Raw genomic sequence first — 26,080 nt, 5'->3', positions numbered from 1 at the left:
CTGGGAGTTTTGCTGTGCGACAATATTCACAAAATAAATACATTCAATCCTTACTAGAAAATCTAATTACTTCATACGAAACGGAAATAAACTACACTCCCTTAGAAATTGAGCTTGATTCAAAACAATTCGCTGAAAATGATATTGATAGCCTGATCAACTTTATTAACGATGATCGTAAACGCCTCTTTATTTTTAAAATTGCAGAAAACCAACAGGCATCAAATCGACTCGCACTTCAAGCACGTCGCACAGCATTAAATAAAACAGCAGAAGCGTTACTTAAAAATACATCCAGCGAACCGAAAATTAACCCATTAAAGTATGCGTTAAATTCTAACTCCCCTGCTGTCCGTGCACGCATTCAAATTCAAAAAAGTATTCTTTTGCCCACCCTTCCAAGTGTCCAGGAAGTGATTCATCTGGATCAGAGTGAACATGTAGGAAGCCATGACTTCATCACGATACCGATTGAATCAACCGAACTTCCTGAATTAATTAAACAACTCAAGGCATTAGGCATTGATAACCTGCAAGAATCTGCGCTGCCCTTAATAAAGGAGCATCTTTATGCCTTTGGTGATGGTATTATCCCTGGCAATCTTCCTAAAGGATTTTATATTAACAAAGACAAAAAAGCGCTTTGTTATACTGATACACCAAGAAAGCTCCCCTCTGCTTTAGCTCCTGTACTCAAAAAGCAAGAAACGTTAACTTTACCTTCAGTTGAGGAAGCAACAGCGCTATTCCCTCATCTTCCACAAAATACTCTTTCTATGCTTTTGAAAACCAAGTATTCATCTGATCAAAAAAATACACTGCTTAGCCTTGTCCCTACATATGAAAATGAAATCAAATCGTTTTTACTTCAATTGTCTAAATCAAGTGGATCGCGAGCACTATCCCCTAAGCAACATGATGAGTTCATTATTCCATTACTTTGTAAACAATATGTACTTGGTGGTGAAGCACACACTAATTTATTGGTCAGACTGCTTAATGCCTGTTTGAATAAAAAAATTGACCTTGCGTTTCTTAAAAATCCTGAGGTACAAAGTTCACTTTTGAGTACGCGAGGGATTAAAAATCTGCAAAAACTAACCCAACTCCCTTCAGAACAAAAAGAATGGTGGAATACGCTGGTTAATGCACATCTCGCGTATGACAGGAACAGTTTTGATTTTAATACCTTTTTTGATGCCTATACCCAAATACTTCTACCACGGATTGCAGAAAAAAGTCTTACACTGCCTAATCCATGTCCGATTCGTCATAAGGGACATTTTCTCATTACATTAAATCGGGTATTGGATGTAATAGAACATGCTAAGAATCCACAAGAACAGTGTCTCTCCTTATCAGAACTTAATTGGGGAGCAACAGGCGTACATTATGCCATGTTGCAAAAACCTGCTTCTGAGCAATTTAAGCAAGTTGCTGCGTGTATGCACATTGAAAACCCAGAAGATACCATTACCGATCCCGAACTCATTTATCAGCAAATCGACAAAGAACCCTATGAACTAAAACCCTGGCTATTTCGATATATGGGGCAGCATTGGAAATCAGAAATAAGATTAACGGACATCCAGGATCAACTTCGTGAAATTGAAAAACTTGCTTCCTGGACTTCCGTTCAGAAAAATCAATTAACGTTTATTTTAACATGTGCTTTTGCAAATAATACCGCCCTAAATCCAGCACAATGGAAAGAAGCTTTAAATAATTGTATTCATTCATTACAAGGGCTCGATTCAAACGATCGTACTGATTTACTGCAAGCATTCTCTCGGTGTTTTAAATTCAAACCCAGCCCTTCATTGATGCAAATTAATACACTAATAAAGCAATGTATTGATTTTAAAAGAGAATTTCCTAATAAAAGCCTCAAGGATGATTTCATTTCCCCACTGGTTTCGTGTTTGGAAAATGAAGGGTTTGAATTGCTCAATACACTGCAAGAACGTATTCAAAAAACTGCTCCAGCCGAAATAGAGCAATTCTCTCTGGCAGTTACTGCGTCTTTTACTGCGATGCTGCAAAAAAATCGTCAGGACTTATCCCCAGAGATCATCAAGTTATTCGCAAAACTCAATGAGTCTGATTTAAGTCAGGATAATATTGGACAATTATTATTAACAATTCAAAACATAAAAGATAGAAAGGGCGAGCTCTTTCATAGCACCGTATTAAGTACTTTAAGTCAAATCAATATATCAAAGTCACAAGCATTACCTAAGGCAGAACAAATTCAAGCACTGCTGGAGGCACTTGCAAATTCTGCAGATGTAATCCCTCCTGAGTGTAAAACTTTAGAAAAACAAGAAACATGGTTAAAAGCACTTATCATTGAAAAAAATCCTTTTCCTGGCTGTGTCCTAGGTAATGGAGATATTTCAAAGCTCGATGATTTAATCGTTGATGCTTTGGTTGATGCAATTAAAAAAAGAAGTGCTGTATTTAAAATAGATATACTTAAAGCCGCATTACAACAAAACCTACAAAATTTCATTGTTCCTCAGCAATTACGCGATCAACTGAATAGGGAACTCATACCACTTTTTGATGCTGTTGAAGAGTTAGTTAATCTGCTACAAAGCCCCAATCCTCAGTTTCCAGAGGTGATTGAAAAACTTCGATTTTTTGAAGAAAAAAAACCTGCGTTACTTGAGGGAATGTACAGCCTCATCCTTGGTGAGACAAAGGGGGAATATATTCTAAGTTTTCTGCTCACCGGAAAAAGAAAAGCTACCGATCAGACCACAAATAAAGCGTTTGCCGCTGTGTTAGGCCCGGTACATAACCTGTTTTTGTCTCAAATGAAATCATTCTTTGACAATCCCCTGAATAAAAAGATTGTCAAAGACTTGGATTTGGATACCTGCCTATCCTGGATGGCTTCTTTTAATGAAACCCATTCTTTAACATTCTTCTTCAAAGAGGAACTAATTCAGAAAAAAGTATTACCTGCTTTGAAAAAAACATTACAACAGTTAAATACCCAAGATCCTGAATTTGAAAAAAGCATCCTTGATGAAGCGGCTTTAATCGATGAAAATGCTCCGGCTGACCAGGCACTGCAAAGTTATAAAAACAAAATTGAGTCGATAGCAAATTATCTCAATTTACTGATTGAGATCAATGATCGACTTCCTCAACAATTCATTAAAATCTACAAACAACTTAGCACGGGAACTCTTGCTCGCTTAAATTATAAACAAAAACATACTCTAGTTAATAAGCTAATTAAAAGCGATTTGGAGAAACTGGATCTTTATCTAAAACTGACAACCGAAATTTTAGAGGAACATCCGAATGCGGATGGTGCTGCAATTGAACGGGCAATCGATGGCTTGGTTGAGCTATTTAATTTACCGGACCTTGAGCCAGACACTCAAATTATGTTTTTCAAAATGAGCATAGCTCATAATTTGAAAAGCACGACGCCGTTCCCACTTGCTGCATTAAATAAATTCAAGAACTCCGATCTTCCAGAACAGATCAAATCATTAATCATCAAGCAAATTATTCAAATTTTAGTGGGACTATCGACGACCGATTCAGGACTCATTCAAGAATTAGTTGAAAAGACTCAATTATTCTTGCTCAATAATATAGATCAACCTGAACTTTGTATTGCATTACTCAATAGAGTCTCACAGGATAACAGCCAAAATCTGAGTACATACCCTCATATTCTCGAACAATTAGCAGAAATAAATCCAGCAGAGAATAGAGCAAAAGTAGCTACGATTTTGACTGGCTTAGCTAAAAACAAAAAAGACTCTACCGTTAATTTACCTGCGCTATTGGAAATCACCAAGGGATTAAGACGGCGTTTACCTGCTGATGTGGATCAAGTCCTTAAATTATTTACTACTCCTCCCTACCCTAATGCACAAAGTCTCAACTCTGCTCTGCTGGCGCATGATTCCGAAAAAATTAATGCCTATTATCTAAGCTTTGACACGAACCCTTTTGCTAAAACTGGTGAAAAAAGAGATTTGCCTAGCCAATTTGCAACGGATCGAATAAAAGATGCCTTACTTAATTTGCAAGATTTGATTCATGAAGAAGATTTACCTCAATCATTACTAATGAAGCTTGCAAGACAGCTAACTTATATAGAAACATTAGGCTATACTGATCCGCTAAATCCTGGTGATTTTACCCGCTTAAAAGGATTAACGGCGTGCTCGCGTCATGATTTAAAAGAAAAAGCCAGCACCTTACTGCAACAATTGCGTTCGCAAAAACTAAGCCCAGAACAACGCGAAGTAACTCATTTGGAACTCTTAGGGCATTTAAGAGAAATCTATTTCCGAACCACTGGTTTATTTCCAAATACAACACAAATGCTTGTTCTATTGCTCGCCCTAGAGGATCCATCATCTAATTTATTAATGCGTATCAAAACGGGCGAAGGAAAGAGTATCAATACACCTATGCTTTCTGTTCTACAATGGGCACAAGGTGGTACAGTGGTTCAATGGACGGCCAACCCAACCCTACTGATTCGAGATTATGAAAACAGCTGTGAGCCTTTTTTTAATTTTCTGGGAATTAAGTCAGCGCTAATCCAAAGTAACAGCCCTATCGAATCATTCATACCAAATGGTATTAACTGTTCTACAGTTGAGGATATGGCCAGTTTCCACTTGGCAGCAAAAATAGCTCAAGTGGAAAAACAACTTGAAACTGAAGGTCCAGTCCATATTGTTTTGGATGAATGTGACGATGCACTTTTAGATCAAGTAACACTTTATAAACTCGTTGCAGAAGTCGAAGCTGCTAATATGAACAATCCTGCACAGTGGATTTATCCGCTTGCATATCAATTCATTAATCTTCCAGGATTTCGCAACCTTAACCCAGCCTGGGATGAAGATGAAGATCTAGACCAATTCCGACTATTTCTCAACAAGCAAATTAATGAGCAATTTAACGGTGATGTCGAAAAACAAAACTATTTGATGGCATCGAGTAATACGCAACTGAAACAATGGATTCATGCGAGCTGTGTCGCCGCAACATTGGTTGAAAACAAACATTTCATCATGCAACCTATCAAGGAGAAAAATGAAGCCGGCCACGAAATTACCAAGAAAATTGCCTGTGTCCCTTTAATTCGTAGCACTCCTAAAACAGGTTCAATTTTTACTGAATCAGTACAACAGGCATTACAAGCTCGCTTAAAAGCAGAGCGAAAAGATCAAGCCCAGTATATTTGTATTGATACAGTTCCCTCAGTACTTGGTAGCCAATCTGCACGAGGATTAATCAAATTTTTCCAAAAGACATTAGGACGTCTACTTGGAATTTCAGCTACTCCAGGAGATAAAAATGAGCTGGAAAGTTTAGCTACGTCTGTGGGAACTCAGGCAATCAGTGTAGCACCTTATGCAGGAGACAAACGGATAAATCATCCTCCGATCTTTACCCTTAATCGGGGAGAAACCATTAAGGCAATACATGAAACGTTTAAAAAGATTAAGCGCCCTGTCACAAAGCCTACAATGGAAATTAATCCTGATGAAACGATTCTTCCCTATGATGAAACGCTCATTGTGCAAAGAAAAAACGCCATTGAAAAATGGAGTCACACGCAAACTCAGCCCATCCTTATCGTTAATGAAGATTTTGATGAAGCTCAAGCCATTGGTAACAGCTTAAAACTCTATGAAGAGCAAGGGTTCAAAATCCAGATTATTACTGGTAAGGAATCCTCTGCTGAGTTGGATAAAATTATTAAGCAAGCAGGTCAAGCCAATACTATAACTGTAGGTACCGCAATGCTTGCAAAAGGGATAGATATCAATACAGGAGACCATCCTAAAGGTTTATTTGTAATTCAGACTTATCCTGATACCGAAAGAATGACAACCCAAATTGCTGGTCGTGCTGCGCGTAATGGAAAGCCTGGTGAATGGTTGCCAATATATCAAGTAAAAGCACCAGAAGATTTACTCAATAAGTTCTTTTACTACGTGTTCCCTTGGACTCGTCAACGTATTAATGAACATACAATTGAAGTAGTAAGAGATAAAATCAAGTTACAGGCGACTGTTGACAGAACATACACTCAATCTATTGATGAAGCGCAACAAATTTTGATGCTTCAAATTGAAGCGTGGGAAAGCCTGCTCCTCGAGCTCTATCCTGATGATCCTAAAATGCTATATGAGCTCTATCAATGGCGTGAAATGCTTTTGAGTGAATTGACTCGTTCGCAGGATACAAATGTATCTGAACATTCTCTATATGAAAGTATTGCTCAGTTTAAAAAATCAGCGTGCAAATTTTGGGAGTCTGCTCGCGAAGAAAAATGGGCAGCAAAAGCCGCAAAAGCGAATATGAGCAGTGAGCAATCTCTAAGATTCAAGTATCTAAAAGAATTAGACTTCCTTCAGGAATTAAATATTCAGGCGAGGCTGCAACAAAAAGGAAAACAATTTACTGCGGCAAAAAAGGCATTAATGCATCAAAATCTTGAAACCGTGATTGCTGATAAAGCAGGAGCGGTTCTTGAATATACTAAGCCTTCAGAACAAGCAAGAAAAGAACTGGAATTGGCGCAAACCAAACAAATTCTACCCAATTTGATTGGAGAGTTTTGTGCTGTTTGTCCAAACGCGATAAAAATATTTTTCCCTAAAAATACATCACAAAATTCATACTTTATACCCGAAATAGTCAGAAAAGGAATTGACAAACTCATCGAACAAAAAAATAAAGTACTGCACGGAGATGAGCAAAAAGAAGTTACTGACAGCATCATTAACTTTTATCAAAAGAAATTAAAAGACGCGGACAGTAAACAAATTCAGGAATTATTGGCTAAAATGAAACCTTTAATTCTAAATCATTGCTCTGATTTCAAAAAATTTTCGCTGGTTGAACAATTTAAAATGCAAGGCTTAATCCTTAGTTTTTCAACCCTTTATCGAAATTTAGATTTACCTGAAGATGCCAATTTAAATGAGCTGCGAATAGGCTACGATGCAGAAATTATGAAAAAACTGGCCGAATATTTACTTAATGAATTTGCTTGGGTAAAAGAAAATCCAGTTCCCTTGCATGCGTTTTTTGAACGAACTGACGCCAAGAACGCAGCATTGGCTATTTATAACTTGGCTAATAACTTAATTAATTCGCCTCAAGATCAAGATGCAATTCGTGATCTTTATACAGCGCTTCAACAACATAAAGTCATTTTAAAAGATAAATATTTGTTTTCAATAAGTCACTCATCACCTCGAAAGGTAATTAATGATGCACTTGATGCTATTGACTCATTAAATAATGCCCCGAATTGTGATATTCATTTTAGACAAAATTGTCACGATAAAGTGATTTCAGAACATCAGATTGCCGCCTTTCGTAAACTGTTGACCAGAACATCGCCTTATTTTTTTAAAACCAATGATCCTACTTGGGAACATATGAAAAAGGCGCTACTCAAAATAAGCAATCAAAGCAAAGAGAATCCAAGTCATATTATTCATGAGCTATATGAAGCAACAACTCGCTTTAGCACATATAAAGCGTATCAGCCCTACTTAAATCAACTTAATGCTTTACAAAAACAACTTGCACGCTCCATAGAAGAATTGGGTAAAGATGATGGGCTTAATCAAGATGTTCAAGAAAGTCTATTTTCTCAAAAACAGTCCCAATTTGCTGCTTTACTAAAAGTAGACCCCAAAAAAATACGTATTCAAAATGGTACTGATGGCATTCAATCTTATATAGAAATTCAAGTTGAAGATGCCCCTTTACAAGAAGGATTTACTGGATATCAATCTTCATTTCTAACACGACTAGATTCAGAACGAGGCAAACTCAAAACTGCTCAATCTACTCTTGATAAGAATAAGGACGCCCTGCTCCAATTAGCTGATGAAAAAGCAATTGAAGCGCTTCCAGAACGTAAACATGCCGAGTTTAAAAAACTATTCAGATTAAAAGCGCTTTTAACTCTTGATTGGAATAACTTAAATATTGATCGGCATGAGTTACCTGATTTAATTCGACAAAAAATGGAATATGTCGATGAAATGAAACGATGGAATTGGAAATTAAATCCTGTAGATCAAAATCGACTGCAAGTGATTTTTGGCAAAATACCTAATGAACGCTATTCGGTTCTTATCCGCGAGCAATCCAGGATAAACGATGAGCTGATTGAGACTCGCAAAAGAATGCATGATATTTCAGAACAAATAAGTGCGCATGAAAAAGAAATTGAAAATATAGATAAGACCATTAAGGCTGCATCAAAGCGCAAAAAAGAAGCCGATTGTTCCTATTGGGAGAGTGGCCAATTGACTGCCAAAAACCTACTCAACCAAAGATCTATTAACTTTATTAACACTCAAATCGAGCAGTTAGCAGAAACTCTGACTTCTATTCAAGAAGAAGAAACTGAGTGTCTGGATGCTTTAAATGATCATAATGAAAAACTGGATATAAACAGAAAAGAACTCATAACACAACTTCTGAACCAGACTAAGCTCGATCTTGCATCCTACCTGGATGAAACATCAAAAAAACAAGTTGCTTTAACAGAACAAGAGTTCCGAGAAACTGAACCTGTCATTGAGAGGCTTGAAAAAGAAGAACGTCAAAAGACGTGTTATCAAACACGTCGATTCTTTAAAACAAGTGAGTTGTTACGCTATGAGGCAAGTTTAGCTCGGGAAGAAGCCAAGATACTGCTCTCGGAACAAGAGGAAGATGTTCAAAACGCAGCGGCTCTTGTTTATTAATTGCTTCTTTAAGCAACACATTAACAAATCCTGGTTACAGGCAACTGTCTCTTGAACAGATCGTTGCCAAATTTTTGTCCATCCAGGTGATCATTTCTTATATCAATAATTTTCAAATCCTGGCTGTGCTTGCAGCCAGAATTGGTTAAAACTAGCATTTAACCTAATCCTTCATCAAGAGCGGCTATCAAAAATTCTGATAAAATAGCACTGGATTTGGATCTCCCTTATTTGCCATAATACCGCCCACACCCGGTCACTATGATTTTTCATAGTTCAATTTGATTATTTCTTTTATAAGTAGAGGATTATGAGTAATCTAAATCAAATTACTTCAGATTTGATTAAAGAAATCACAGCAGACTTAGAAGATAAAACTCTTGATACATCTGATAATCGATCTTTGTTAAATCAGATAAAAAGACGCGTTGATAAAGCATTTAGTTCGGTCGAAAAAGAAAAGCAAAAGGCTTTATATAAAAAGTTAGCTTTAGCCTTTCATCCTGATAAATTGCAACAATCACAGCCAAAGCTACACGAACTTCTAAAGAAACATAATATAACTGATGAGATTTTTAAAATAATATCCAATCGTAATCAGAAGGATAATTTATTTGCCAATTTTGAATCTGATCCTTTTGAGGCAGGCGAAGCATTATGGCAGAAAATTTATGAACTTTTTTCGTATCATTTTTTACTTTACCGACGGTATTATCAGCCCTTTCGCTCGCTCACTAATACCGTATCATGGGTAATTAATATCGGTTTGATTCTCGCTGAAATCGGCTTGATGATCAGTAGCATTATAATCTTTAGTCTTACTTCTTTAGCTGTTGGTTTTAGTGATTGGGGATTCAATCTTTTTGCCGGAGAACCGCTTGCAAAAGAAATTGAGAATTATAAAAAAGATCCCAAACATTCGAGAAACGCTGAAGAAGGATACATCGGTATTTTTACTAAAATGCAATTACAGGCTAAGGCCATTGTAAAGAGCATTAGCAGTCCATTGCCGGAAGGCATTTTTAATAAGCTGAGAGCAATTTTTATCACACGTCCGCTGACGGTTCTTTTCGCACCTTTATTTTTGATAATCTCAGCTGCCGCTAAATTAGCAAATATTGCCAATGTGATCTTTTTCCTTGCAGCCTCATTCACTCTCCTGGGTATTAAATTAGCTTCCCTGGCCATTATCAATGCACCTATATATGGATTAGACCTTATTAGATTCGCAGCACGTGAATTAAAAGCGTGCTTCAAGACAGGGAAACCTGTTCAGGAAACAGAACCTAACTCCAGTTCTCGATTATTGATAGGATACATGCCTCCATCTCTGGAGGTTCATGTTGAGCGTTCGTCAGTGCCTCCTATGCAAAATGGAAATAGTTTTTTTTCTTGCGAGGCTCCTTCTGCACAGCTAGATTATAAAGCTGAGACTCCATTACAAAAATGTGTGCAGAACATGGATGGAGGAACGCATACAGAACTAACCAAAGTTAAGAGTAGTCAATGCATTTGATTAGGTGCTTGGTTGCATAACATTCATTGTAATCCAGTCAAGCATGTGTAAGTAAAGATCAGTTTTTCTCGAGTTTAATGGGTATATTAGTAAAAATAACAACCGAAAATTAAGGTAACAAGTTTTGCTCAACAACGGATAATGCCTTTGTGAAATACATAATACATTGCTAATATTAAATAATCTCACGCGAGTAAAAAATATGATCCAAAAAATCCTAATTATCATAGGCATTATTTTGCTAATAATTGGTATCTTTTGGCCGCTTATTAAGAAATTAGGTTTGGGTAAATTACCTGGTGATATCATCATTCAGAAAGGTAACTTTACCTTTTATTTTCCTGTTAGTACATGCATTTTAATTAGTCTAATCATTATGCTTATTTTCTGGTTTTTCAATAAATAGTAACTTTTTAAACCATTGACAACACTTTGATAACGATGTTAAAAACATCACACCCAAACTGATAGGCATAAAAAATGATAAAATTATATACTTTTCTTTTAATGGGTTTAGTAGCTGGTTCGTGTTTTGCAAAACCATGCATCAGTACACATAGAAGTTGTTTAAAGCTCAAAAATCAACACGCTCAATCCGCTAAAATCGAGTGTAACTGGTTGAATGAAGTGGCTTCTGCTGGCAAGTCTCAGGGTTCAACCCAATTGGATTTAAGTTATGGTGACGGTCTTGGAGCTCCTGAACCTCGACAAGTTTCTTGCAAGCTAACAACGGGACAGACAAAACAAGGTTTTGAATTTCATAATCCTTATTGGGGGTCATTGATCGAATTTAATCTGATCTCTGAACGACAACTCGAAGTACACATTACTGATGGATGGAGCTCGAAAGAAACACGATACACATTCAGTTGGTAATTATCAAATTTGTAGCCTGTTCGAAACAAAGTGAAACCCGGTATTTTTTTCAATTATTAACCTGACTCGCTTGTCTCAACTCAGGCTACAAAACACTGGTTTTAAGTGGATCCTGACGATAAAATTGAGTAAGTAATTCATAAATATCAGGATAGTATTGTCTGATTACTTGCGGCTTTTCAAAAAATAATTCAGAAAATACCGCAAAGAATTCAGCTGGGGATGTAGCCGCATAAGGATCAATTGGAATGAGATCATTTTTCTGGATACGGCTTATCAAATCGTCATATCCATTGTTAAATGCTTGAGCCCAATGTTTCGCTGACATTCCTTTATGAAGTGGAGGAAATCCATTTGCCCTACCATTTTGCATATCCAATTTATGAGCAAACTCATGAATTATCACATTACGCCCATTTGCTTCACCATGATGTAATGCATCACTCCAAGAAATAATGACAGGTCCGTGCTGCCACGACTCACCACTCAAGTTGGATCGTCCTAAATGTTCTATACCGAACTCGTCGATTATCTTGCTCTCATGTGAGTATGCATCGGGATATATGACAACTGAAATCCAATCATCATACCAATCGAGACCAAGATTCAAAATTGGAAGGCATGCTTGTAGTGCAATATTTAATTGCATGGTAGTTCTTATTTGAAGACCTCCAACCCCTTCCAATGACTTATAGTAAAGAAATAAAATGGCTAAGCGCTTAAGCTTTATTTTTTCCTCTTCGCTCAAGCGTTTAAGCAAATGCAAATTTTGAAACAGGCCATTCCATTGGTCATCGGTTATAGGTGAATGACGTATTATGCGTTTGTACCTCCATTCCTTTAGCCAGTGAAACATTATTGGTACCTTGCTGTTACTAAAGAAATAAAAATACCTTTTACAGAACTATCAATTGGTCGTTGGTCCTCATAGGAATGAAATTTTACTCTATCTTTTTTCGTTGTTTCTTGTTTCATAATCTTTCTTCCCTGGTTGTTTTTATTCTTTCTGTCACAATGGATCACCGTGCTACGCAAGGATTAACCTAAACTAACATTCTATATCCATCTTCTCCTAGCGAATGTTCCTCTACTCGAGCAAAATTTATACTCAAATCTTGACTATTAAAATGTGAAGGATCATTTCGACCCAAAACATAAGCAGTCAAATCCGAGTATTCAATTGGTTTATCATCAAATTGTAGTAGCTCTTTAATTGCACTAAATTTGCTTTGATTTAATGCATTGACCAATGCGAGTCCAGAAGTGGTTGTGCTGTAAAAACTATAGCTATATCGATCGCGTTGTAATGCAACTGCGAGAATATCTCTGAGTATAAAACTCAAGCGCTCCTCAGTAAAGAAATCATCGTTTTCAACTTCCATACCATTTTTAATCTTAGTTAATACCCTGCCTTTTGAACTTTGTCTACTTGTATTAGTCATTTTACTGTGGATAAATTCAATCAAATCCAGCAATAGCATTTTTGTTAATGGAGTGTTCTGCTTTTCCAAATAATTTCGCTCTGGTTCTACTTTTAAGCAAAGTTCTTCTGGATCATGAGAGTCCATATCAATCAATTCACGATGTGTTTTATTTAAATATTTTGCTGAATTCGAGACCGTAATCCTAGACTGATCCTGAGAATGCAATACTCTACTTTTTGGAATAATACTGGCGATAATTTCAGCTAAAATGCGCTTCCATTTTGCTCCTTCACGTTGAAATTCATTGATGATCTCAGATTGCTCTATATTCTCTTCTGCTTCTACCAAGCTACCTACCCTATCCAGAAACTGATACATAATTGCTTTGCTCAGCTTTCTGATTATAGGAATTACATCAACTCCATAGCGTAAATGAACCGCATCATTCTCTTTATTAACATCCTGGAACGCTTTTAAATGTGCTCCTAAAATAACTTCTTCTCTAACCTGACAATGTTTCGGATAAGTAGGTCTTATAGGTATATGAAATTTTGCAAGAACCTGATCCACCCATTCTTCAGTATCATCACCAACTTCAAGATAAGGATAGAGCGTCTCAACGTAATTTAAATTTTTAGATCCGGATAAATCAATTGCATTATTGGTCAAGGTATAATTGAAGAAATCTAAAAAGGGAACATAAAATAAATTACCCGGCACAGGATCTAAAAGAAGTAAATTTGTTTCCAAGTGAAAACCATCAACATGAGCTAACTTTATAGCCGCCATGATTGCCGCAATCCCACCTCGACTTAAACCAATACAATTTAACTTTACCTTATGCCCTTCCTTAATTAACTTTTTAACCACCTCGACCACTTGGTCGCTTTGCTTTTTTACACCAGCTCCGAATAAAAGTCCTTTTACGCCATAGTCAACGCCGCATCCATTAAAACCGATTTTGAAGTGAGTAGCCCCTTTATATAGGTCAACCTGCTCAGCTGAAGTAATACGCACACCCTCACAATCTTTAAATAAAACCTGGTGCAAATGCGTATTCGGTTGTTCAATACTGTAGATTGTTCCTTCAAATATTGCAGTTAGAGTAATCTCTTTCATTAAGTAAAACCTTTTATAAATACAGATTGTGTAAGTACGCGAATTCTAACAACATCAACTATGATGAGCAATTAACAATCAAACCAATAACTTTTTTCATCCAGTTGTATTAATTTTTTAAGTTTGATTTAATCAGCATTTGTATTTTAAATGCGATCTATGAAAAATAATTAATCTTCCAATTAGTGCAAACAGAATATATGAACACGAAATTAATCGAAATTGGACTACAATCCCATAATGAATCAGTCACTAACTTCTCTAATTGATAAATTAAACAGACAGCTCCAGGAGCTGGACTTGAATTTATTTGCAACGCAATTTAAGCAACATGAGTTGGAACAGCAAATCCAACAAATTAAAGAACATATTAATCAAAAGAGCACCAATTCTCTTACCATTAATCCAGTAACTGAAATCAATTGGCTTAACTTTATTACTCAACAGCAAGAAAAAATAGAAGCGATAACTCTGGATCTTAAAAACCTTCAAGATATAGAAAATAAATTAAAAGATAAAATCAAACGCATTAAAATGGAGTTAAAAATGTTAGCGAATTATTTGGAACGACAGCAAACCAATCAGATGAAATGCTCTTCAGAACGACATCTTATTTAATCACGAAAAATAGTATGCCCGAACCTTATGCAGTTTTATCTAAAAGCATCGAAAAACACACTCATCAGTATTGGCATCCGTTTCGACCTCATCATGTAGTACCGATAATTCAATGGCTTTTCCTGAGGTTAATGCATCGATTGAAGCAACCGAACGAGTAACAACTGAAACTAAGCTGTGAGGAACGCTAATAATCGCCAATAAAGCACTCACCGCCGCTGTAAGCAGCGCAACTCCCGTAAAACATAACATAAAACAAGCAAATTCCAGCGCCTCATCGCGGAGCTTTGGAGCTCTGAATAAAGCACTGCCAGCGGCAACAAGCAATGCTCCAATGCTAATAACAGCTGCAATAGCTGAAGCATATACAGAGAATCCAGCCGTAACAATGCCAGCGAATGGATATATGCCCGGAGCAATTAATTCACCTATAAATTCATAATTATTTTTATAGGGAGTGAAAAAACCAGGACGGTTCCTGTATGTGTTTATTGCTCTACGAGCGAGCTCCTCAATGGTTTCTCCTTCGAGAATGAAATTTACTTCTTTTTCGCCAATTAAATAAAGCATAAATTCTTCCGCATTTCAGTGGCCCATCACTCTATAACAAAGAAATTCTTATTTCAGCATACTTGCTTGAACTTCACTAGTAGTTTGCATATCATTCATACATTCAAGTACTTCAGCACCGACAGAAGCAAAACCACGAGTACCAAGAGTAAATAAAGCGCATGGAATGCTAAGAGCAGCAAGTAAAAGACTCGCCGCGGTGACTACAAGCGAATAGCCGGTTAAATACAAAAAAGTAGAGGCAGTCTCAAGCCCTATATCATAAAGCTTTGTATTTCCAAACGCAGCAGCCCCCAGCCCAACAATCAATCCTCCAACGCTTACCAGTGGAGAAATAACACCTACAACTACCCCCAGTATACCCAAAGCAGCAAACTCCAAGGGATGCACAACAGGTGCCAGGGCACCACCAAGAAACTCTTTACCGTCTTGGTAGGGTTGAAAAAATCCAGGACGTTTTTTATAAAGCTCAATAAATCGTGCTCGTTCATAAGAAAAAAATGAGGAATCATTCGGATCATCCTCATCATTTAATACATACCAGATATCATCAAAGCTTATCAATCCAAACATATATCCCTCATTGCGCTTAGTTTTTGCCCATGCTAAAGAGATGATGTATGGATGTCAATCTATTTAATATCTGAAAATTTCCAGCTCAAATCGAGATTAACTTTTATGCTTTGGTGATAGATGGGCGACCCAACCGCCACCTAATGCTTTAACCAAACCAACAGCAGAAGTCATTTGTAGACCGTCAATTTGTGCTGCCGCCTGTTCCGTTGTAAGCGCACTGATTTGCGCCAAAAGTACATTGTAATAAGGAACTGTACCGGCTTTATATTGATTCTTAACAATTTTGAGTGCAAAAAGGGCATCTGTTGCCTCCTTATCCTGGACTACACTTTGCTTTTCTAAAAGACGTAATGCAACCAGATTGTCCTCAACATCTTGAAATGCAATCAGGACTACTTGACGATAATTGGCAACTTGGGCCATATATTGTTCTTTTGAAGCCCTTACCCCTGCTGCACGATATCCTCCATCAAAAATAGTTTCTGCCAATTGCATACCTGTAGACCAACTGATTGTGGGTTTATGAATTAATTGATGAAAACTATGTCCCGCCGCACTGACAGTTCCATTTAAGGTTAAGTTGGGGAAATATGCAGCAATAGCCACCCCAATTAGAGCACTCGCTTGTTGCACGAGCCGTTCCGCTTGGGCAATATCCGGCCTACGTTCCAGCCAAGTTGAGGGTATCTCCAAGGGAATCACTGGTGGTTTCAATTGTATAATTGCTGGCTTTAATGAAAAATAGGCTGGCGGACGTCCCATTAATACAGCAATCGCATGCTCATATTGACCTCGTAAGATTCCATTATTGATTGCTGATGACTGAGCTGATTCAAGTTGAATTTGTGCCTGAACTACATCAGCGCGCGATACAACTCCTGATGCATATTGATTTCGTGTAAATTGTAATACTTTTTTGTAAGCGGTTACTATGTCATCCAAATATTTTTGAACTTTATCCAGTGTGCGTAATTCAAAATAATATTGCGCCAAAGCACCTTGGGCTGATAAACGCGTCACACCAATCAATGCTTCATTGGATTGCGCTAAAGCGAGATCGGACTCAATGGTTCGACGAACAAGTCCCCAAAGATCAGGCTCCCAACTTGCATTCAAAAATGAAGTATAAATTGTAGTTGTTGTTGCTGCAGGTGCAATACCTGTCGTAGCCGTGCCCGCAGTACCAGAAGAACCGATAATCGATGTAGTTCCTCCAGCCTGTCGTTGTCGGAACAAACTAAATGCACCTACTACTGTTGGATATAAATTAGCGCGTGCCTGGTCGACAATTGCAAGTGACTGCCTGAAATTTGCCTCTGCATTCGCAATATTTTGGTTGAAATGATTCAACTGATCTTCCAAATCATTCAATACTGGATCATTGAACATCTTCCACCACTCGCCACGGTCCATATCATCTTGGGGCTGGATGGGTTTCCAATTTTTACGCTTAGTCCCTGTTATTTCTTTACCTTTGGCCTCTTTGAATTGCGTTGGAACTACAATTTTCGGAGGCACATAATTGGGTCCAACCATGCAAGAACACAGTAAAAGAGAAGATAGAATTAGAAATTGTAGCCTGGGTACAGCGAAGCGAAACCCGGAAATAAAGTACCACTTAACCACTGGGTTTCGCTTCACAACACCTAGGCTTAAAAATTTAAATCGATTATGAGTGGCCATAGGCACCTCGTAACTTAAATCGTTTCATAAAATTGCGGAAACGTATTCCAGCATTGTCCATTGCCAAATAAATCACTGGTGTTGTGTATAGTGTTAATAATTGACTCATAATCAACCCACCAACAATAGTAATACCTAATGGGCGACGCAGTTCTGAACCCACTCCAAAACCAATAACCAAAGGCATGGCACCTAGTATAGCGGCCATTGTAGTCATCATTATTGGGCGAAAGCGTAATAATGCGGCTTCATAAATTGCTTCACGTGGCGATTTATTTTCTAATCGCTCGGCTTCTAAGGCAAAATCAATCATCATAATGGCATTTTTTTTCACAATACCAATCAGAAGAATCATTCCAATCAAAGCGATGATGCTCAAATCTGCCTTAAACAACAATAATGCCAATAATGCGCCGACTCCAGCCGATGGTAAAGTAGACAAAATAGTTATTGGATGAATCAAGCTTTCATAAAGCATTCCCAGTACAATATAAACTGCTAAAATAGCAGTAATTATCAAATATTTTTCATTTGCAAATGATTCTTGAAACGCTTGTGCTGTTCCCTGAAACGTACCTCGCATGGTTGGTGGTAAATTCATTTTTTTAATTGCAGAAGTAATTTGTTTCACTACACCACCCAGCGATACTCCAGGGATCAAATTAAATGAAAAAGTTGCCGCAGGAGCCTGACCTAGATGATTTACTGATAATAAGGTAGAACCCGTCTTAAAACTGGCAAACGCAGATAAAGGCACTTCATCACCTAATGAAGATTTGACGTAAATTTCATCCAGCACAGCAGGATATTGCCAATATTTCTGAGCAACATTCATGACTACATAATATTGATTCATAGGCATATACATAACCGAGATCTGACTTTGGCCAAAAGCATGGTATAACACTTGGTCAATCTGTTCTGGAGTAATCCCAAAACGCATTGCAGTGTCATGATCAACATTCACATAAGTTTGCAAACCATGATTGAGCTGGTCATTATTTAAATCGGTAATACCATGAATCTTTGACAATTGCTCCATAATTCGTGGCGTCCAGGTAGCGAGATCATTTAAATTATCAGAAGTTATCGTATATTGAAATTGAGCTGCCGTTTGTCGACCACCTATGGTTAGATCTTGAGCTGCCTGCATATACAAAGTAGCACCAGTTATTAAAGATAATTTACTACGCAATCTTTCTATAACCTGAGGGGTTGTTGGACTATTATTTTGACTAGGCTTCAACGTAATGAACATAGAGCCTGTATTGGCTGTATTATTGCCCGGGCCACTGCCAATAAACGCTCCTACATTAGCAACAGCTGGATCGTTGCGAATTTCCGAAACAAATTGAATTAATTTTTTTTTCATCGCTTGAAACGAAATATTTTGATCTGCCCGTAACGAACCGGCAATCCGATCCGTATTCTGTAGAGGAAAAAATCCTCTAGGTATAACCACAAATAAACTTGTAGTAAGTAACACAGTTGCAAAGGTAAGAATTAACATGACCCGTGGGTGAAACAATGCCCAATGCAAGCCTTTTGCATATCGCAAACGTACTTTTTCCATAAACCGCATAAAAAAATTGCTTTTTTCTCCTTCATTCTCATGCAGCATTTGAGAACACATCATTGGTGTCAGTGTTAGGGAGACAACAAGTGAAATCAGAATTGCTAAAGAAAGTGTCACCACAAATTCTCGAAATAGACGTCCTACAATGCCATTCATAAGAAAAATAGGAATAAATACCGCGATTAATGAAATGCTAATCGATACCACCGTAAAACCTATTTCTTTTGATCCATCAAAAGCAGCCTGCAGTGGTTTTTTCCCCATAGCAATATGACGAGAAATATTCTCCAATACAACAACTGCATCATCCACCACAAATCCCGTAGAAATGGTTAAAGCCATAAGCGATAAATTATCCAGGCTGTAATTTAATAATTTCATTACCGCAAAAGTCCCAAGCAAAGATAGTGGAACGGCAATGCCCGGAATCATCATCGCCCTAAAACTTCCAAGAAAAAGATAAGTAACCAAAATTACCAAAAACATGGCGATAAGCAGAGTAAGCTCCACATCATGTAATGACGTACGAATTGAAGTTGTTCTATCCAGCAAAATATTTAATTTAATATCCTTGGATATAGAAGTTTCAAGTTGGGGTAGGATTTGTTTTACATGCTCCACTGTTTTTATGACATTGGCCCCGGGCTGCTTAAATAAAACCAAAAGCACAGCGGGTTTCCCGTTTGCCAAACCGGCGGTATGAACGTCAGCAACTGAATCAAATACATGAGCTACATCAGAAAGACGTACAGGCTGATTATTGAAATAGCTAATAATAAGTGGTGCATATTCACTTGCCTTATGCATCTGATCATTAGTACCAATTTCTGAAACAGTATCATCATGTATCAACTGCCCCTTAGCCCCTTTCACATTGGCATTGTTAATTGTTGTGGCAAGCTGATTTAATCCAATTCCATATTTATTTAAAGCGGTAGGATTAATTTCAACACGAACTGCGGGTAATGAACCTCCACCAACACCCACCTGCCCTACACCTTCAATACGCAAAATCTTTTGTTGCAATATAGTTGAGGCGACATCATACATCTGTCCTGGTGTATATTTATCCGAAGTCAATGCAATTATCATAATAGGCGCATCAGCAGGATTTACTTTGCGATAAGTAGGATTATTAGTTAAGTTAGTCGGCAATTGACTTAATGATGCATTAATTGCTGCCTGGATGTCTCGTGCAGCTCCATCAATATTACGCGATAAATCAAATTGTACGGTGATGCTGGCTTGTCCTAAAGTACTTGATGAAGTAAGTTGAGTAACACCCGCAATTCGCCCTATCTGTCGTTCCAAAGGCGCTGCGACTGAAGTTGCCATAACCTCTGGGCTACCTCCCGGTAACTGAGCTTGTACCATAATAGTTGGAAAATCAATCTGGGGCAACGGTGCTACAGGTAGTAAATCAAATGCAAGAATTCCTGCACAACTTAATCCAAACGCTAACAGGATTGTGGCAATAGGTTTCTTAATAAATAAGGATGCTAAATTCACAATCCAGCCTCCGCAGTACCTGGATTGCGCTTGCCATAACTCATTACCTTACGTGATATACGATCAAATGTCAGATAAATAACAGGAGTCGTATATAAAGTCACCAACTGACTCACTATCAGCCCCCCAATAATCGCAATCCCTAATGGACGTCGTAATTCACCACCGATACCATTACTGAATGCCAAAGGAATTGCACCAAGCATAGAAGCCATAGTGGTCATCAAAATAGGTCTAAAACGCAATACAGCCGCTTTATAAATTGCATGTTTAGGTTTGAGTTTGTATTCACGTTCTTGTTCAAGAGCAAAATCGATCATCATAATGGCATTTTTTAATACAATGCCAATCAATAAAATAATCGCAATCAAAGCAATGATACTCAGTTCATTTTTTGTTATATACAATGCAAGCAAAGCCCCCATTGATGCAGACGGTAAGGTAGATAAAATAGTCAGCGGATGTATGTAACTTTCATAAAGCACACCTAATATGATGTAAACAACAAACACTGCAGCAACCACCAACCACACTTCATTAGCGAGTGATTTTTGAAAGTTCTTTGTCGTTCCCTGGAAACCAGCCTCTATATTGAACGGCATATTAAGACTATTTTTTACAGATTCAATCTGAGTCACTGCATCACCTAGGGATGCATTATTTGCAAGATTGAAGGAAAGCGTAGCAGAGGGAAATTGATCCTTATGGGTGATAACCAAGGGGCCAAGCGACTGCTTCAAACGAGCAAACGTTTTAATTGGTACAGAGCCGCTTGATATTACCCCGGATGACGAATTAAGAGCCTGTGAATTGCCTGTCAATGAATTACTCGACAAGTAATTTATCCCATTATTAATTGTTCCCGAAGAGCTCATTGAAGAGTTTTTAGAAGAATTAATTACGGAGGAATTTATATAAATATTGTCAAAAGCAATCGACTCTCTTTGCAATGGAGGCGATACTTCCAATACAACTCGGTATTGGTTTCGTTGCGTAAACATAATGGATATTTGCCGCTGACCAAACGAATCGTATAAAGTATTGTCAATCATCTGCATAGTAATACCCAATCGGTATGCTGTATCGCGATCTATATCCACAAAGGTAACCAAACCCATATTTTGTTGATCGGTATTAACGTCTTTCAAAATGGATAATTGGCGCATTTTCTCTAACATTAGCTGTGACCATTTAGTAACGTCATCCCGATCAGGGGCGCTAATACTGTATTGATATTGAGTGCGACTGGTTAATGTATCAATCGTTAAATCTTGCACCGGTTGCATGTATAAAGAAGCCCCAACAACCTGACTGATTTTAGATTGCAAACGATTCATAACCTCGATAACACCTGGACGTTGTTCTAAAGGTTTTAAGTTGATCAAAATACGCCCGCTATTGAGCGTTATATTTGTACCATCAATACCTATAAATGACGATACATTTTCAACGGCAGGATCAGAGAGAACTTCACGAACTAAAGCTTGCTGTCGATTAGCCATTTCTTTAAATGAAACCGATTCAGAGGCTACTGATATTCCTTGAATAATTCCAGTATCCTGAATGGGAAAAAAACCTTTAGGAATGAGATATAATAAAATGCAGGTTATTAATACGGTAATCAAGAAAATCAGTAATATAAAAGATTGTCGCGAAAGAACCCAATGCAGGGAGCTTTTATATCGCTGAATAAGATAATCTAATTGACGCTCCAGAAAACGCTCTAAATCAGTGACTTTACTTTCACTTTGTGACTTAAGAAGCTGAGAACACAGCATAGGCGTTAGCGTTAACGAAACGAATGCTGAAATTGCAATGGTTATGGTTAAGGTCAGAGCAAATTCACGAAATAATCGACCTACTATATCTCCCATAAACAATAAAGGAATCAATACCGCGATAAGAGAAATAGACAAAGAAACAATAGTAAATCCAATTTGAGCGGCTCCTTTATGAGCGGCATCCAAGGGTTTTTCGCCCATCTCAATATAGCGTATGATGTTTTCAATCATGACGATCGCATCATCAACCACAAAACCCGCAGCAACAGTTAATCCCATCAAAGTAAGATTATTAAGGCTAAACCCGAGCAAGTACATTAGACCTAATGTGCCAACAAGTGCCAATGGTACTGAAATGCTAGGAATTATTGTTGCGGATAACTTACGTAAGAATAGAAAAATCACCATCACGACTAATGCTACTGACAAAAGTAACTCAAACTGGACATTTTCTACGGAAGAACGAATACTGGTCGTGCGATCTGTAAGTACTTTGATATGCATCCCTGCAGGAATTGCCAATTCCATTTGCTTCAACAGGTTTTTAACTCGCTCTGCAACCTCAATCACATTCGCTTGGGGTTGACGTTGAATATTGAGAATAATCGCTGGCTCTGTGTCCATCCATGCAGCTTGCATCGTATTTTCTGATCCATCAATGACATGGGCTACATCAGATAGACGAACTGGAGCTCCATTCTGATACGAAACAATTAATGGACGATAATCTGCAGCAGACAAGAGCTGATCATTGGAATTGATCGTATAAGCCAAGCGTGGGCCATCAAAGTTTCCTTTAGCAGCATTCACATTTGAAGCCATAACGATGGAGCGTATGTCTTCCATAGTTAATCCATATGCAGATAATGCATTAGGATTAGCCTGAATACGTACCGCAGGGCGATGTCCACCACCGATACTGACCAAACCAACACCAGATAATTGAGAGATTTTCGGAACAAGACGTGTCTCAGCATAATCTTCTACTTGAGTTAAAGGTAAAGTACTTGTAGTCAAGGCCAGGGTTAGGATAGGTACATCTGCAGGATTCACTTTACTGTAGACAGGAGGATTGGGAAGATCCATTGGCAAATAATTACTTGCCGCGTTAATTGCTTGTTGAACTTCTTGCTCCGCCACATCCAAACTCATATCCAAATTAAATTGCAGGGTAATAATGGATGAACCACCTGAACTGTTTGAGGTCATTTGATCCAAACCCGGCATTTGTCCAAATTGACGTTCAAGTGGGGCCGTAACTGTAGTGCTCATTACGTCTGGACTTGCTCCAGGATAAAATGTAGATACTTGAATCGTGGGATATTCGACGTCCGGAAGCGCTGAAACAGGTAATAGCTGGTATGAAAGGACCCCACTCAGAAAAATCGCAAACATCAATAACGAAGTTGCTATAGCTCTTGCAATAAATGGGCCTGAAATACTCATGTGAGACTGTTCACCTCTAAGCCATTTTCGCTTTTTTGGACTGCAACACTTGAGTGCATATTATGGACAAGAACTTTGGAACCATTCATTAATTTATCAGCACCGTTTACTACCACTTTTTGACCGGGTAATAAGCCTCTTTTGATTACGGTATCATCACCAATGGCAGGTCCCATTACTACTGTTTGGATTTTTACTGTATTATCTTCGTTAATAACATAAATAAAGTCTTCAGTTGTTGTATGCTGTAGCGCAGCCGTTGGCACAACCGTCGCCTGGTGCAATGTTTCAACTAATATCTTCACATTCACAAATTGATTGGGGAACAATTTGTTCTTTTTATTATTAAAGATCGCTCTGAGTTTTACGGTTCCTGTAGTAGTACTAATTTGGTTATCCAAAGCAATTAATGTTCCTGTTGCAAGTAAATGGTTTTGTTGTCGATCATAAACATTCACTTGCATCTCTTTGCCGGAATAGGCTTGCGGTGCAATAAGCGGTACATAATCTTCTGCTACAGGGAAAATTACAGTAACGGGATCATGGGTAGTAATCACTGCAATACCTTGGGTATTTGAGGTTTGCACAAAATTTCCTGGATCTACCAAACGCAAACCGATTCGTCCATCAATAGGAGAAATAATATTACAATAAATAAGATTGACTTTAGTACTCTGAATGAGACCCAGATCCGCTTTAACATTACCTTCATATTGTTCTACAAGTGATTGCTGCGTTGCTAAGGTTTGTTGGGAAATGGAGTCTTCTTTCCATAGCTTTTGATATCGTTTTAAGTCAATTTTTGCATTCGCTAACAGCGCTGAATCTCGTTTTAGATCCCCTTCATACTGAGTAAGTAATGCTTCATAAGGACGCTTATCAATTTCAGCCAGTAACTGACCTTTTTTAACCAATTGACCTTCCTTGAATAAGACATTCATTAACAAACCATTTATTTGGGTTTGTACTGTAACGGTATAAACCGGCGTTACTGTGCCCAGTGCCGCAACATAAATAGGAACATCACGAGTTGTAGAAATCCCCGCAACAACCGGGACAGGTTTAGGGCTGACACTTTGCGTTTTTTTACTCGAGATATAGAACCACAATACAGCTACTAGAGTAACTAAAATGATGAGTACGCCTAACGAATTTTCTGCTGGGAAATGTTTTCGCCAATGCTCAGGAATCACCATTTTTTTATTCTTGACAGGTGATTTTTCTCCTTCCATAAAAACTACGTCCCTTAAGCAAAATATTGAAATTTATCATAACGAATTTTCGTTTGGGTAGCAAAAAAATCTAGATTAAAGAAGATTAGCCTTGATTTTGACGGCACAAAATAAATCAATTGCTCAAGTAAATACCCCAAATTAACACTATACTAATAAAAAACATTTTTTTCAGTATCAAGATTAAATGAGCGACACAGGAGTGATATATGGAAATAAAGGCCTTTCAATTCGTTAAGAATAAAGGTTGGAATCTGAAAGAATTTCCAAATCTTGACTCAGAGAATACATTAATTCTTATTTTTGCAGCACCAGAGTTCATGGATTTTCAAGATCCAATAATGCAATTGGCTAACTTTTATTCCAAATCAAACATCATCGGTTGCTCCACTGCGGGAGAAATTTTTGGCAATTATCTTTTTGACCATAGTATTACAGTTGCCGTAATCAAATTTGCGAAAACAACATTAAAAATTGCAAAGGCAGAGGTAAATAACAGTAAAGACTCTGAGAATGCTGGCAAGCTAATTGCCGAACAATTAAAGGCAGATGATCTGCGCAGCATTTTTATTTTATCCGATGGACTTAATTTAAATGGTTCGGAATTAGTGCAAGGATTAAATAAAGTCAAAGGAAACCACAATATCATTATAACTGGTGGTTTAGCAGGTGATGGCAGTCACTTCGAAAAAACATGGACCATTTTAAATAATAAAGTTCTCGATCATTATGCGGTTGCGGTAGGTTTTTATGGTTCTGATATTCATATCGGTCATGCTTCTATGGGAGGATGGGATATTTTTGGTCCGGTTCGTCGAATTACCCGCTCGGAATCTAATGTATTATATGAACTTGATTATCAACCAGCTTTACAACTTTATAAAGAGTATTTAGGTGAAAAAGCCGCTGAATTACCTTCTTCAGGATTACTTTATCCATTGGCTATTAATAATCCTCAGATACATGATGAAACCCAATTGGTTCGTACCATCCTTGCAATTAATGAGAAAGAACAATCCCTGACATTCGCAGGTGATATTCCAATGGGATGGCATGCGCAATTAATGAGAGCAAATTTTGATCGATTAATTGAAAGTGCTCATGAAGCAGGTCTGCTCGCAAATAAATTGATGCTCAATGATAAACTCGAAAAATTAGGGCCTGTTTTGGCCATTGATATCAGTTGTGTGGGCAGGAGACTGCTTTTGGGCGAACGAACAGAAGAAGAAATTGAGTCCACTATGTCCGCTTTGCCAAAAGGCTCAACTCAAGTGGGTTTTTATTCGTATGGGGAATTATCTCCTTTTTCTGTGGGGAATTGTGAATTACATAACCAAACCATGACAATTACAACAATTTATGAGACATAAAAACATAAGGTTAAAG

General features: G+C 37.7%; 14 protein-coding genes. 6 read left to right on the top strand and 8 right to left on the bottom strand.

Going from position 1 to position 26,080, the window contains the following annotated elements; all coding sequences use genetic code 11:
* The first annotated feature begins 14 nt into the window (after positions 1-14).
* The 4 genes from BW930_RS13310 (at position 15) to BW930_RS13295 (ending at position 11,160) form a co-directional block, all read left to right on the top strand.
* Positions 15-8,768 carry a helicase-related protein gene (locus tag BW930_RS13310; protein ID WP_058467541.1) on the top strand — a complete coding sequence of 2,918 codons (8,754 nt, stop codon included), beginning with the start codon at positions 15-17 and terminating at the stop codon, positions 8,766-8,768.
* A gap of 310 nt (positions 8,769-9,078) precedes the next feature.
* The gene (locus BW930_RS13305) at positions 9,079-10,284 is read left to right on the top strand and encodes a J domain-containing protein (protein WP_058467542.1); all 1,206 of its coding nucleotides are present in this window, start codon (positions 9,079-9,081) and stop codon (positions 10,282-10,284) included.
* 202 nt (positions 10,285-10,486) lie between these two features.
* A complete protein-coding gene (locus BW930_RS13300) occupies positions 10,487-10,690 on the top strand; it encodes a DUF2905 domain-containing protein (RefSeq protein WP_172461588.1) in 204 nt (67 codons plus the stop codon).
* 74 nt (positions 10,691-10,764) lie between these two features.
* Entirely contained in the window at positions 10,765-11,160 is a 396-nt protein-coding gene (locus tag BW930_RS13295; protein ID WP_058467543.1) for a hypothetical protein, read from the top strand.
* 85 nt (positions 11,161-11,245) lie between these two features.
* Here the strand turns inward: BW930_RS13295 and BW930_RS13290 are convergent, their stop codons facing one another.
* Both BW930_RS13290 and BW930_RS13285 read right to left on the bottom strand, forming a co-directional pair.
* A complete protein-coding gene (locus tag BW930_RS13290; RefSeq protein ID WP_058467544.1) occupies positions 11,246-12,016 on the bottom strand; it encodes a M90 family metallopeptidase in 771 nt (256 codons plus the stop codon).
* 187 nt (positions 12,017-12,203) lie between these two features.
* A complete protein-coding gene (locus tag BW930_RS13285; RefSeq protein ID WP_058467545.1) occupies positions 12,204-13,703 on the bottom strand; it encodes a hypothetical protein in 1,500 nt (499 codons plus the stop codon).
* 240 nt (positions 13,704-13,943) lie between these two features.
* Here BW930_RS13285 and BW930_RS13280 point away from each other — a divergent pair, with 240 nt between their 5' ends.
* Positions 13,944-14,321 (top strand): hypothetical protein, encoded by a 378-nt coding sequence (locus tag BW930_RS13280; protein ID WP_064276679.1) that lies wholly within the window; start codon positions 13,944-13,946, stop codon positions 14,319-14,321.
* 39 nt (positions 14,322-14,360) lie between these two features.
* Here BW930_RS13280 and BW930_RS13275 read toward each other — a convergent pair whose 3' ends face one another.
* The 6 genes from BW930_RS13275 to BW930_RS13250 all read right to left on the bottom strand — a co-directional run bounded on the left by BW930_RS13275 (position 14,361) and on the right by BW930_RS13250 (position 24,694).
* Entirely contained in the window at positions 14,361-14,891 is a 531-nt protein-coding gene (locus tag BW930_RS13275; RefSeq protein WP_058467547.1) for a hypothetical protein, read from the bottom strand.
* A 48-nt stretch (positions 14,892-14,939) separates the two neighbouring features.
* Positions 14,940-15,464, bottom strand: coding sequence for a hypothetical protein (locus BW930_RS13270; RefSeq protein WP_058467548.1), 525 nt, complete (start codon positions 15,462-15,464; stop codon positions 14,940-14,942).
* 96 nt (positions 15,465-15,560) lie between these two features.
* Positions 15,561-17,150, bottom strand: coding sequence for an efflux transporter outer membrane subunit (locus BW930_RS13265; RefSeq protein WP_058467549.1), 1,590 nt, complete (start codon positions 17,148-17,150; stop codon positions 15,561-15,563).
* On the bottom strand, positions 17,137-20,235 hold the full coding sequence (locus tag BW930_RS13260; protein ID WP_058467550.1) for an efflux RND transporter permease subunit: 3,099 nt from the start codon (positions 20,233-20,235) through the stop codon (positions 17,137-17,139). The genes BW930_RS13265 and BW930_RS13260 overlap by 14 nt, the downstream gene beginning before the upstream one ends.
* Positions 20,232-23,462 carry an efflux RND transporter permease subunit gene (locus BW930_RS13255; RefSeq protein ID WP_058467551.1) on the bottom strand — a complete coding sequence of 1,077 codons (3,231 nt, stop codon included), beginning with the start codon at positions 23,460-23,462 and terminating at the stop codon, positions 20,232-20,234. Before BW930_RS13255 ends, BW930_RS13260 begins: the two co-directional genes overlap by 4 nt.
* The gene (locus tag BW930_RS13250; RefSeq protein WP_058467552.1) at positions 23,459-24,694 is read right to left on the bottom strand and encodes an efflux RND transporter periplasmic adaptor subunit; all 1,236 of its coding nucleotides are present in this window, start codon (positions 24,692-24,694) and stop codon (positions 23,459-23,461) included. The genes BW930_RS13255 and BW930_RS13250 overlap by 4 nt, the downstream gene beginning before the upstream one ends.
* Before the next feature lie 209 nt (positions 24,695-24,903).
* Here BW930_RS13250 and BW930_RS13245 point away from each other — a divergent pair, with 209 nt between their 5' ends.
* Complete coding sequence (locus tag BW930_RS13245; protein WP_058467553.1) at positions 24,904-26,064, top strand: FIST signal transduction protein; 1,161 nt, start codon at positions 24,904-24,906, stop codon at positions 26,062-26,064.
* Positions 26,065-26,080: the final 16 nt, after the last annotated feature.

Source organism: Fluoribacter gormanii (assembly GCF_900156395.1).
Lineage (GTDB): Bacteria > Pseudomonadota > Gammaproteobacteria > Legionellales > Legionellaceae > Legionella > Legionella gormanii.
Note: the sequence above shows the minus strand (reverse complement) of the source record. Positions and strands in the feature narration are given on the sequence as shown.

Coding starts and splice junctions, on each gene's coding strand:
- BW930_RS13270 (WP_058467548.1), bottom strand. CDS start 15,464: ATGTTTGGATTGATAAGCTTTGATGATATCTGGTATGTATTAAATGAT.
- BW930_RS13265 (WP_058467549.1), bottom strand. CDS start 17,150: ATGGCCACTCATAATCGATTTAAATTTTTAAGCCTAGGTGTTGTGAAG.
- BW930_RS13285 (WP_058467545.1), bottom strand. CDS start 13,703: ATGAAAGAGATTACTCTAACTGCAATATTTGAAGGAACAATCTACAGT.
- BW930_RS13305 (WP_058467542.1), top strand. CDS start 9,079: ATGAGTAATCTAAATCAAATTACTTCAGATTTGATTAAAGAAATCACA.
- BW930_RS13255 (WP_058467551.1), bottom strand. CDS start 23,462: ATGAGTATTTCAGGCCCATTTATTGCAAGAGCTATAGCAACTTCGTTA.
- BW930_RS13275 (WP_058467547.1), bottom strand. CDS start 14,891: ATGCTTTATTTAATTGGCGAAAAAGAAGTAAATTTCATTCTCGAAGGA.
- BW930_RS13300 (WP_172461588.1), top strand. CDS start 10,487: ATGATCCAAAAAATCCTAATTATCATAGGCATTATTTTGCTAATAATT.
- BW930_RS13295 (WP_058467543.1), top strand. CDS start 10,765: ATGATAAAATTATATACTTTTCTTTTAATGGGTTTAGTAGCTGGTTCG.
- BW930_RS13245 (WP_058467553.1), top strand. CDS start 24,904: ATGGAAATAAAGGCCTTTCAATTCGTTAAGAATAAAGGTTGGAATCTG.
- BW930_RS13250 (WP_058467552.1), bottom strand. CDS start 24,694: ATGGAAGGAGAAAAATCACCTGTCAAGAATAAAAAAATGGTGATTCCT.
- BW930_RS13290 (WP_058467544.1), bottom strand. CDS start 12,016: ATGTTTCACTGGCTAAAGGAATGGAGGTACAAACGCATAATACGTCAT.
- BW930_RS13280 (WP_064276679.1), top strand. CDS start 13,944: ATGAATCAGTCACTAACTTCTCTAATTGATAAATTAAACAGACAGCTC.